The organism is Nocardia sp. CC201C (assembly GCF_030010695.1).
GTDB lineage: Bacteria > Actinomycetota > Actinomycetes > Mycobacteriales > Mycobacteriaceae > Nocardia > Nocardia otitidiscaviarum.
Map to the genome: position 1 here is coordinate 1 of NZ_JASCXP010000286.1, position 9,680 is coordinate 9,680.

Annotated in this window: 12 protein-coding genes and 1 pseudogene; 7 read left to right on the forward strand and 6 right to left on the reverse strand. The window is 69.7% G+C overall.

Features of this window, described 5'->3' with window-relative positions; translation table 11 throughout:
• On the reverse strand, positions 1 to 707 hold a 707-nt coding region (locus QK444_RS25175; protein WP_282784311.1), incomplete at its 3' end, for an FAD-dependent oxidoreductase.
• Between the two features lie 61 nt (positions 708 to 768).
• Between QK444_RS25175 and QK444_RS25180 the strand changes: the two genes are divergently transcribed.
• From QK444_RS25180 to QK444_RS25190, 3 genes are all read left to right on the forward strand, one after another.
• Positions 769 to 1,365, forward strand: coding sequence for a TetR/AcrR family transcriptional regulator (locus QK444_RS25180; protein ID WP_282784313.1), 597 nt, complete (start codon positions 769 to 771; stop codon positions 1,363 to 1,365).
• Positions 1,366 to 1,414: 49 nt separating this feature from the next.
• Entirely contained in the window at positions 1,415 to 2,548 is a 1,134-nt protein-coding gene (locus tag QK444_RS25185) for a TfoX/Sxy family DNA transformation protein (RefSeq protein WP_282784315.1), read from the forward strand.
• 366 nt (positions 2,549 to 2,914) lie between these two features.
• The gene (locus QK444_RS25190; RefSeq protein ID WP_282784317.1) at positions 2,915 to 3,622 is read left to right on the forward strand and encodes a VTT domain-containing protein; all 708 of its coding nucleotides are present in this window, start codon (positions 2,915 to 2,917) and stop codon (positions 3,620 to 3,622) included.
• Here the strand turns inward: QK444_RS25190 and QK444_RS25195 are convergent, their stop codons facing one another.
• From QK444_RS25195 to QK444_RS25205, 3 genes and pseudogenes are all read right to left on the reverse strand, one after another.
• Positions 3,623 to 4,645, reverse strand: a complete 1,023-nt coding sequence (locus QK444_RS25195) for an alpha/beta hydrolase (protein ID WP_282784318.1) — start codon at positions 4,643 to 4,645, stop codon at positions 3,623 to 3,625.
• Between the two features lie 124 nt (positions 4,646 to 4,769).
• Positions 4,770 to 5,183, reverse strand: a pseudogene (locus QK444_RS25200) (acyl-CoA dehydrogenase family protein); the annotation flags it as partial.
• A 42-nt stretch (positions 5,184 to 5,225) separates the two neighbouring features.
• The gene (locus QK444_RS25205) at positions 5,226 to 5,579 is read right to left on the reverse strand and encodes a nuclear transport factor 2 family protein (protein ID WP_195147649.1); all 354 of its coding nucleotides are present in this window, start codon (positions 5,577 to 5,579) and stop codon (positions 5,226 to 5,228) included.
• Between the two features lie 63 nt (positions 5,580 to 5,642).
• Between QK444_RS25205 and QK444_RS25210 the strand changes: the two genes are divergently transcribed.
• From QK444_RS25210 to pip, 3 genes are all read left to right on the forward strand, one after another.
• Positions 5,643 to 6,617, forward strand: coding sequence for a WYL domain-containing protein (locus tag QK444_RS25210; RefSeq protein ID WP_282784323.1), 975 nt, complete (start codon positions 5,643 to 5,645; stop codon positions 6,615 to 6,617).
• A gap of 62 nt (positions 6,618 to 6,679) precedes the next feature.
• Complete coding sequence (locus tag QK444_RS25215; RefSeq protein ID WP_282784325.1) at positions 6,680 to 7,078, forward strand: VOC family protein; 399 nt, start codon at positions 6,680 to 6,682, stop codon at positions 7,076 to 7,078.
• A gap of 207 nt (positions 7,079 to 7,285) precedes the next feature.
• On the forward strand, positions 7,286 to 8,245 hold the full coding sequence (gene pip / locus QK444_RS25220; protein ID WP_282784327.1) for a prolyl aminopeptidase: 960 nt from the start codon (positions 7,286 to 7,288) through the stop codon (positions 8,243 to 8,245).
• Between the two features lie 29 nt (positions 8,246 to 8,274).
• On the opposite strand, the gene QK444_RS25225 is transcribed toward pip, so the two are convergent.
• Entirely contained in the window at positions 8,275 to 8,685 is a 411-nt protein-coding gene (locus QK444_RS25225) for a Rid family hydrolase (RefSeq protein WP_282784334.1), read from the reverse strand.
• An 82-nt stretch (positions 8,686 to 8,767) separates the two neighbouring features.
• On the opposite strand from QK444_RS25225, the gene QK444_RS25230 reads away from it, so the two are divergent.
• Complete coding sequence (locus tag QK444_RS25230; protein ID WP_282784329.1) at positions 8,768 to 8,986, forward strand: hypothetical protein; 219 nt, start codon at positions 8,768 to 8,770, stop codon at positions 8,984 to 8,986.
• Positions 8,987 to 9,019: 33 nt separating this feature from the next.
• Here QK444_RS25230 and QK444_RS25235 read toward each other — a convergent pair whose 3' ends face one another.
• On the reverse strand, positions 9,020 to 9,622 hold the full coding sequence (locus QK444_RS25235; protein WP_282784331.1) for a hypothetical protein: 603 nt from the start codon (positions 9,620 to 9,622) through the stop codon (positions 9,020 to 9,022).
• Positions 9,623 to 9,680: the final 58 nt, after the last annotated feature.

Here is a 9,680-nt window from a genome sequence, read left to right on the forward strand (position 1 = left end):
TCGCGCACCGGCGCGCCGAGGACGACCCGCTCCCCCAGTTCCGCGGCCAGCACCGTGGCGATGGTCTGCGAACCGCCGACGACACGGTCCTGCTGCGCCCCGCCCGCCGTGCTGATCAACGCGTCCACACCACCGGCCGCGCCGACGTAGAAGGCCGCCCACAGCGCCGACATGTCCTCGGGTTCGGCGGAGAACACCGCCTCGGTGATGATCCGGAAGAAGGACCTGCCGCCGGGGGTGCGGGCGGTGCGCCGCAGCCAGGTCGCGAAGGTCTGCCCGTCCAGCGTTTCGGCCTCCGCCGCGAGCCAGGGCTCCCCCGCCGCGACGCGACGCGCGATCCGGTCCAGCTGCCACTGCGCCTGTGCGACGTCGGCCAGCGCCAGCGGGTTCAACTTCGGGATACGGCCGGTGTACTCCGATCGGGCCGAACCGATTTCGGCGATGCTCCGCCCGGCGGTATGCGTCGGATAGGTGTCCAGACACAGTTCCTCGAGCAATGCCAGGATGCGATGTTGCCTCGGCCCGACCCACTGGCCGCCCACCTCGATGGGCGCTCCGCCGGGCAGTTCGCCGTTCAGCAGCCGGCCGCCGACCCGGTCGCGCGCCTCCAGCACCAGCACCTCGGCCCCGCCGCGTACCAGCTCGCGGGCGGCGACCAGTCCCGCGATCCCGGCCCCGACGACCACGACATCCACCGACTCATCCATGAGCGCCCGCCTTCATACAGCGTGTATCTGACATGCACACTGTATGTGATATCCATGGCGTATGGAATCCCTGCGGGAGAAGTACGCCGAGAACACCCGCCAGACGCTGATCGACACCGCCGCGCGGCTGTTCGCCGAACGCGAGTACGCGAACCTCTCGGCCGAGGAGCTAGTGCGCGCCGCGGGCCTCACCCGAGGGGCGCTCTACCACCACTTCGATGGCAAGCGCGGCCTGTTCGAGGCGGTGGTCGAACAGCTCGAAGCCCGAGCGGCGCAACGCATCCGACGTGCCACCGCCGCGGTGTCGGATTCCTTCGAGCGGATCGACCGCGGTGTCGCGGAATTCCTCGAGATCTGCGCGGAACCCGACTACCGGCATATCGTGCTGCAACAGGGCCCGATCGCCCTGGGCTGGCAGCGCTGGCGCGAACTCGACCAGCGGCATCTCGGCGGTCTGCTCCTGGAGGCGATCCGCGAACTGCTGACCGCCGGACTCATCCGGCCCTACCCCGCCGAGCTGATCGCGAGCGCCTTCTACGGCGCGCTCACCGAGCTGCCGCTGACCATCACCGAGACCGACGACCCCGGACACGCACGGGCGCTGAGCGCCAGGCTGGTGCACGAACTACTCGGCGGGCTGGCCGCGGACCGGTCGTAGCCCGAAATTCGGTTGTGCGGCGAACACCGTTGTGGCGTCATGGATCCCGATGAAGCAGCAACGTCCGGCCACCGCCCGATCCGTTTCCGACGGCCTCAAACTGCACCGGCACCAGGTGCGGTCGCCCGGTCACGTCCACACCGTGATCACCCCGCGGCCGGGCACCCACGCGAGATTCAGCACGAACAGGTTCCACGACACCTGGCATGTGCTCTCCGACGAGCACGGCGCGCGGCTGCTGGCCCGATTGCTGTGGGGACTGTCGTATCAGGCACGCCCGCGAACGGTCGTGCTCATCGACCGCCCGTTCCTGTGCCCGAACCCGTTCGACGCGGACCCCGCCGATCCCATCGTGCTGGTCCCCGGCTGGTGCACGCCCTTTGACGATCACACCGCCCGGTGGCTGAAAAGCCGCCTGCCGCTGTCGAATCCGGATGGCACCGTACGCTGGCACACCTTCGGCCTCGATCGCACGCTGGAGCCCGCCGCGCGCGACGCCTGGTGGGACCGCTATCGCCGGCGCAAGGACCGGGGCATCGTCAGCCGTCGCAGCGGCCTGCTCGTCCTGGCTCCGCGCACCCCCGATGAGGCCCGCGCGTGGGCGCTGCACGCCGCCGGGCTCGACACGGCGAACGGATACGGCAGCGATTACGCCTATCTCGGCCCCTGGGATCACGGGTACGACGGTGAGATCCAGATCTTCCGGCGGTTCCGCCCGATGGTGCACGTGGCCAACCAGGCCCGCGCCCAAGTCCTGTCACGCGCGAACGCGCCCACCGATCCCGAATCCCTCCGCGTCGCGGTCTGGCGGGAGGCCGAAAGCGTCCGGGGCGACGCTCATCTCAGAATCCGTGAGTGGCGGGATCGCGGTTACCACCTCGGCCGCGACGCCGCCGCGGTCCTGTCCCATGCCGACGTGACCACCCTCGACGAGCTCGCCGCCGTCGGCGCGGTCGAGGCCTATCGCCGCCTGCACGCCGCCCGGGTGCAGGGGCTGACCTTCGACATGCTGTGGGCGATGGAGGCCGCGCTCACATGTCGCGATCGGCGCGGAGTCTCCGCGACCCGGCGGCGCGAACTGCTCGCGGCCCTCGGCGAACTGCCCGCTCCCACGCCGGAACGCCGCTCCCCGCGCGCACCCCGACACGGTGCCCGACGAGTGTGCCTTCCGGCCACACGCTGATCCGAGGCGCGATCCACGACCGCGCCACAGGTCCGCTCATGCGGTGGCACGCGCAAGTTCGGACCTTTCGTCGGAGTCCCTTCGCATACCGACGCGGCGGCGGGCGAAGACATCGCGGTCGCACGACGATGGCCGGGATCGCGGCTCACCGAGGCGACCCTCGCCACCGCCTGCGCCCGATCGGCCCGGGGCGGCCGCTGTGCGGGGGGACCGTAGTGCTGGACGCGCACTGCGCTCCGGTGCCGCCACGCGTGGTGGGGTCCGGGTGATCCGGCCGACAGCGGCATCGGATGAGTGCCCAGGTCGCGGCATCGGATGAGTGTCCGGGTCGCGGCATCGCTCCCCGATGCGGCAGGGTGATGCACCATGACCGCGATCGACGGGCCGCCGACCAGCCGACGGCGGCATATCCTGCGCCTCGCACTGTGCGTGGCGTTCCTGTCGACGATGTTCTATCTGGTCGCCATCGCGCGCGTGATCGATATCGACGGTGTACGCACCCTGGTTGCCGCGACCGGCCCCGCCGCGCCGCTGGCCTACGCGGCGGCCGCGGCGCTGCTCGGCGCGACCTTCGTGCCGGGGCCGATCCTGGCGGCGGGCAGCGGCCTGCTGTTCGGCCCCCTGGTCGGAACGTTCGTCACGCTGGGCGGCACAACCGGAACGGCGACCCTCTGCGCGTTCCTCGGACGACGCGCCGGTCACGCGAGTGCCCGCGAACTGCTCGGAACCGACCGCGCCGCAGCGCTCGACGCCCAACTCCGCCGCCGCGGCCTGTGGGCCGTCGTCGGCCAGCGTTTCATCCCCGGCGTCTCCGACGCGATGGCGGCCTATCTGTTCGGCGCACTCGGAATCCCGCTGTGGCAGATGGCGGTCGGCGCACTCATCGGTTCCGCCCCGCGTGCTTTCGTCTACACCGCGCTCGGCGCGTCGATCGGCGACCTGTCCGCCCCGCTGGCCTACGCCGCGATCGCGGTCTGGTGTGTGGTCGCGATTCTCGGCGCGTTCACCGCGCATCGCGGGTACCGCCTGTGGCGGCGATCCCGGACGGGTCCGAAGGTCACGACCACGCCCTGATCACGCCGCGTCCAGCACCCGCACCGCTCCGGCCCGGCCGTCCGCCGCCGCGTGAACGGGGCGGAGCGGCCGCGGCAGCCCGGGGTGACCGACCGCGTCGCGGAGCGCGCCGGCCGCCGCCCGGGTGATGAGGCGGCATATGGCGTCGGCCACCGGCACCGGTTGTTCGAGTATCACCGAATGTCCGGCGGTGTCGACCACGACGAGATCCGCGTAGTCGACGGCGGCGGCGATGGCGACCGAGTGCGCGGGCGGCGTCATCAGATCGGCCGCACCGCACACCACCAGAGTCGGGACCTTCGACAGGACGGCGAGAGCGTCGGTCTGGTCGTAGCTCATGAAAGAACTCAGGAAGCCGGCCATGGTGACGATCGAGGTCTGGTTGTGCATGGCGTTGGCGAGCGCGAGCACCCGGGGGCTGACCTTGCGGTCACCGAATTCGGCGGCCCGCACGATCGGCGCGAAGACCTTGCAGGCGAGAAGTTTCGCCCGCTGCATCACCGTGGGCGCGAACCGGACGGCGGTCTGGAACAGCGAGATGAGCGGATTGTGCAGCAGGCGGCCGAAACCGGCGTCGGCCAGGCCGCTCGCCGCGGTGGCGATGAGGCCGACGCCGACGATGCGGGTGCCGATCTCGTGCGGCCGCTGGCTGACGTAGGTGAGCACGGTCATGCCGCCCATCGAGTGCCCGACCAGGATCACCGGTCCGGTCGGGGCGACCGCGTCGAGGATGTCGCGCAGGTCGCGGGCGAGCTGTTCGAGGTGATAGGTGTGCCGGGGCGCGGCGGCGGACGCCCCGTGCCCACGATGGTCGTAGCAGACGACGCGCGCGCCCGGATACCGCGCCATGGCGTCGCGGACGTAGGTCCAGGACTCGGCGCGCAGGCAGTGTCCGTGCAGCAGGATCACCGTCAGCGCCGCGTCGCGCGGGCCGTACTCCCGCACCGCCAGGGCGACGCCGTCCGCTGTCCGGACCGTGGCACGACGGTGCGCCGAGGTGGCGGTGGTGCTCGTGATCGACATCGGTGGCTCCGGTTGCTGGGCGGGACATGTTCCACTGTCCGCCGTCCGGAGCGCCGATATCAGCCCACCGAGGGGTGGGCGCCGCCGCCCAGGGTGGAGCGAATCGCCACCTAGGTGGGCCGGTTCAGCGTGGTGGCCGCAGCACCTTCATCGCGGCCCGCACGACCGGAGCGGGCACGCGGTCACGCATACCGAGCGCCGCCGCGGCCGCCCGCCCGCGCGCCGGGGTGCCGCGTCCGAACAGCCGGTTCAGCGGCCCGCCCGACGGTTCGAGGTCGATATGCAGGGGCGGGCGGCCCGCGGCGGCTCCCATCGCCTGGGCGATGACAATGCGCTGGATTTCGCTGGTGCCCTCGAAAATGGTGTACAGCTTCGCGTCTCGATACCACTTCTCCACCGGATGGTCGGTGATGTACCCCCATCCGCCGAGCGTCTGGATCGCGCGTTCGGTTGCCCGCACGGCGATTTCGCTGGCCGCCAGTTTGGCCATCGACCCCTCGCCGTGTTCGAAGGGGACTCCGCGCGCCGCCATCCAGGATGGCGGCGGTGGGCCGAGCCGTACCGGCCCACCGCCGTCGCGTTACGCCTCGAGTGCCGGCTGGTCGACGGCCCACAGCCAGGATCCGTCCGGTTGCCGCCGGGCGATCTCGACGGTGATCTCACCGGTGGTGAGGGTGGACGCGGTCAGCGCCAGGTCGCCGCTCACCAGCGCCGGATGCTGCCGTCCCGGGGTGAGCACCGGCGCGGCCGCGACGAACTGCTCGTAGACCTTGCGGATCTCCGCGTGCCCGGTGGCGAGGCTGCCGGGCGGGAAGGCCAGGACGGCATTCGGCTCGTACAGCGCCACCAGTCCGTCGACGTCGCCCGCATTGGCGCGTTCGATGAAGTACTTGCCCAGGTCGTTGGGGTCGGTGGCCTTGTCGTTGTTTGTCATGCCGATAACCCTGCCAACGAAACACGACATCCTCTGTCAGGTATTTCCGATAGAGTTCTCGGCATGCGCGCCGACCGATTGGTCTCGCTGGTGCTGCTGCTGCGTCAGCACGGTCGACTGTCCGCCACCGCGCTCGCCCGCGAACTCGAGGTGTCCACCCGCACGGTGCTGCGCGATATCGAGGCGCTGTCCGCGGCCGGTATCCCGGTGTACGCCGAACGCGGGCGGCGGGGTGGGTTCGCCCTGCTGCCCGGCTTCCGCACCGAACTCACCGGGCTCAACCACGACGAGGCGCTCGCTCTGCTGGTCGCCGGATCACGGCGCGGCGCACTGGCTTTCGGCCTCGGCACGGCGCTGTCCTCGGCCATGCGCAAGGTGGTCGACGCGCTCCCGGACAGCAATCGCGCCACCGCGACCGGCGCGGCGCAGCGGCTGCTCATCGAACCGGAGACCGACCTGCTCGCGCGCCGTCTGATCGCCGAGGACGTACCCGACGCGATCGGGGCCGAGGTTCGGCGGGCGGTATTCGCCGGGTACCGGCTGCGCATCCACTACGCCGCCGTGGACCAGACGCCGCGGTGGCGGACGGTGGACCCGATCGGCCTGGTCACCGTGCGCGGCCAGGGGTATCTGATGGCCACGCGGTCCGGGGCGGAGCGCACCTATCGGCTGTCCCGGATCCGGGCGGCGGAAGTGCTCCCCGAACCCGCGCGGCGCCCGGACCGCGTCGATTTGGCGCGGGCCTGGGAGGAGCGCGCCACCCGCTTCCGCACCGGCGGCGAGCAGGTCACCGTGCTGGCCCGGGTGCATCCGGCGCGGCGGGCGGAATTGGTGGGCACCGCACTGTCGGTCGGCACCGAGGCCGACGACCCGGACGGCTGGGTCCGGCTGGAAGTGACCTTCCAGGATTCGAGACATGCCGAATGGGCGCTGTGGCAGCTCGGCACCAGTGCGGAAGTCCTTGCGCCGCAATGGCTGCGCACCTCGCTGCGCGACCGCGCCGCCGCGATCGTGGCCCACTACGAAGCATCCCCCTGAACGCGCCGACCAGCACCGAAAACGACTACCCGGGGCAATCCCGCCCAGGTAGCGTCACCGCCATGGCCTGCCGAATCACCCAACTCCTCATCGACTGCGCCGACCCGCAACGACTGGGCGACTTCTGGTGCGAGGTCCTCGGCTACGTGGAACTCGGCTGGGAAGACGGCGCCCTCGAAATAGGCCCGCCCGACACCGGATTCGGCGGTCCCCAACCCACCCTCATGTTCCTCCCCAACCCCGAACCCAAACGCGCCAAACTCCGCCTGCACTTCGACCTCAACCCCACCGACCGCGACCAACACACCGAACTCGACCGCCTACTGGCCGCCGGCGCCCGCCCCATCGACATCGGCCAGGGCCCCGACGTCTCCTGGCACGTCCTGGCCGACCCCGAGGGCAACGAATTCTGCCTCCTGCGACGCCGCGTGGAAGCGGTAGGGAGCCCGTCGAGCACATAGTTCGCGCGGACAGCGCTACTCGCGAACTTCCGGCAGTCGAATCGAGAGGACTTCCTTCAGCTCATCCATCGTCCTGGAGAAGGCCGCTTCGATATCAACCTCATACCGATGAGCCAAGATGAGGATCGACCAAAGACAATCGGCGAGTTCGTGCTCCATTCTCGGGGTCGTCGTGTTGGCTGCGCCCCGGGGGCATAGGGTCGACCCGTGTCGACACCCGCGCTGTTCGCGCCGATCGAGCCGTACGCGAGCGGAATGCTGCCGGTCGGTGATGGGCATGAGATCTATTGGGAGAGCACCGGTAATCCCCGGGGGAAGCCGGCGTTGTATCTGCACGGTGGGCCGGGCGGGGGGATCGGGTCCGGCTATCGGCGGTGGTTCGATCCGGAGAGGTATCTGATCGTCGGCTTCGAGCAGCGTGGCTGTGGTCGTAGCCGACCGCTCGTCATTCCGGACGCCGCCGCGCTGGCGACGAACACCACGGCGCATCTGATCGCCGACATCGAGGTCCTGCGTGAGCATCTCGGCATACGGTCGTGGCTCGTCGACGGTGTCTCCTGGGGTACCACGCTGGCGTTGGCGTATGCGCAGGCCCACCCGGGGCGGGTCGACCAGTTGGTGCTGATGTCCACCACGTTCACCGATTCCGATGCGGTGGAGTGGATTACCGAAACGGTGGGACGGCTGTTTCCCGTCGAATGGGACGCCTTTCGCGGCGCGGGCGGTGCACGGCCCGACCAACGCCTGGTCGACGCCTACTACGACCTGCTCACCGACACCGATGAACAGGTTCGGACGCGGGCGGTGGACTCCTGGATGGCTTGGGAGGACGCACACGTCTCGCTCGGCGCGAAACCGGCTGCCGACGAGCAGGATCCGGTGTGGCGACGGGTGTTCGCCACACTGGTGGTGCACTACTGGAAGCACGCGGCCTTCCTACCGCCGTCAGCGCTGCGGGATGGCCTGCCCGCACTGCATCACATTCCCGCAGTGCTGATCCAGGGCAAGCTCGACGTCAGCGGACCGGCGGCGACCGCGTGGGAATTGCACAAGGCCTGGCCGGGATCCCGCTTCGTCCTGATCGACGACGAAGGGCACGGTGGACCCGCGATGATCGAGGCGATGATGCGGGCCATCGCCGCATTCTCCGAGCAGCCCGAGCCGTAGGTCCGCCCGGCGGCCGAGCAATCCGTGGATCAGCCGTCCACCACCGCCGCAACAGCCTCCACCTCGACGAGTTGATTGTCGTACCCGAGCACGGTGACGCTGAGCAACGTACTCGGTGGATCATGAGGGTCGAAGGCGTCTCTCACCACCTCCCAGACCGCCACCAGGTCGGCTTGGTTCGAGGAGGCAACATAGACGCGGGTGCTGATCACATCGTCGAGACGGGCACCGGCTTCGGAAAGGGCGACGCGCAGGTTCGCCATGACCTTCCGCGCCTGACCGACGTAGTCACCGACCGCGGCGGTGGAACCGTCGGGCTCGAGGGGGCAGGCTCCGGCCATGAAGATCAAGCGCGCACCGGCGGGAGCCGTCGCGGCGTAGGCATATTCGGCCGTGTCGGAAAGAATGCCGGAGCGGATGAGGGTGATGTGTTCGGGCATGTGGCCATCATGTCGCACGCCGGACGATGCATCGATGCCACCAGAAGACCGGACGCGCAAGCCAATGACAAGGGTTCGATTCATGCGGAACAGGCGGCGGCGGAGCCGGGCGACGGTGTGCACGCCTGCCGAACGGCGCGCCGCGCTGATACTCGCGCTGGTGTGCCTGGCCGTCGGCTACTTCTTCCTGCATGTTCTGGTCGATCTGGCCGGACACACCACGCGCGCGCTGGCCGCGTCCTGGGCCGGGCGGGGCGACGGAGCGGGCATGGTGTACGACCGCCGGAGATTCACGGCGTGATCTTCGTGATGCGTAGTGCCGCGAAATCGATCCTCACCCAGCGACAGGCTGTGAGAGCTTCCGCTCGAGGGCACGCATCACGGCCGGGCGGATCAGTTCGATGAATGGTCCGGTCAACCGCCAATAGCGTTGGAATCGCCGCCGACTGTCCTCGTCCGTCGCCGCCACGCGGGTTTCCAGGGTGAGGATGCACGCGTGGGCGCCATAGGGGCTGACCCTGGTGCTCTCGGCCATCTTGGCGAACCCCGGCTCGTCGAAACCGGCGAAGTTCTCCGCGGTAACAGGCTTCTCGGGTTCACCACCGAGCGCACGCCAGGGTTTGGTCACGGTGCCGAAGACGAGTTCGGAATGCGGGCGCTCACCCAACAGCATCCAACCGTGCTCCGGTAGGTCCCGCACCCGAAACGTCGGCGGTTCCGGCGGCACCGCCTCGCCCCGCCGCCGCGCCCGCACATCGGAGATCCGCGCCGGTAGCCCACGGGCCGCGATCAGCAATCGCGCGAGCGGAAGTCGATACAGATCGATGGTCACCGCCGCCTCGAAAACCTCCGCGGGCGGCGCTCGGAAAACCCGCGAAACGGAGACGACGTGGTCGTAAGTGGGAAGAAAGTCGTCCAACACCAAGGTATCGGTCATGTCATCCGTCCTAGCTGCGCTGTCACCGCCATCGGCCACAGATGTTCCCGGTATCGAT

Bases quoted from the DNA above. Each gene is read 5' to 3' on its own strand.
- QK444_RS25185 (WP_282784315.1), top strand. From the start codon at position 1,415: ATGAAGCAGCAACGTCCGGCCACCGCCCGATCCGTTTCCGACGGCCTC.
- QK444_RS25205 (WP_195147649.1), bottom strand. From the start codon at position 5,579: ATGACAAACAACGACAAGGCCACCGACCCCAACGACCTGGGCAAGTAC.
- QK444_RS25190 (WP_282784317.1), top strand. From the start codon at position 2,915: ATGACCGCGATCGACGGGCCGCCGACCAGCCGACGGCGGCATATCCTG.
- QK444_RS25195 (WP_282784318.1), bottom strand. From the start codon at position 4,645: ATGTCGATCACGAGCACCACCGCCACCTCGGCGCACCGTCGTGCCACG.
- QK444_RS25230 (WP_282784329.1), top strand. From the start codon at position 8,768: ATGCGGAACAGGCGGCGGCGGAGCCGGGCGACGGTGTGCACGCCTGCC.
- QK444_RS25225 (WP_282784334.1), bottom strand. From the start codon at position 8,685: ATGCCCGAACACATCACCCTCATCCGCTCCGGCATTCTTTCCGACACG.
- QK444_RS25210 (WP_282784323.1), top strand. From the start codon at position 5,643: ATGCGCGCCGACCGATTGGTCTCGCTGGTGCTGCTGCTGCGTCAGCAC.
- QK444_RS25235 (WP_282784331.1), bottom strand. From the start codon at position 9,622: ATGACCGATACCTTGGTGTTGGACGACTTTCTTCCCACTTACGACCAC.
- QK444_RS25215 (WP_282784325.1), top strand. From the start codon at position 6,680: ATGGCCTGCCGAATCACCCAACTCCTCATCGACTGCGCCGACCCGCAA.
- QK444_RS25180 (WP_282784313.1), top strand. From the start codon at position 769: ATGGAATCCCTGCGGGAGAAGTACGCCGAGAACACCCGCCAGACGCTG.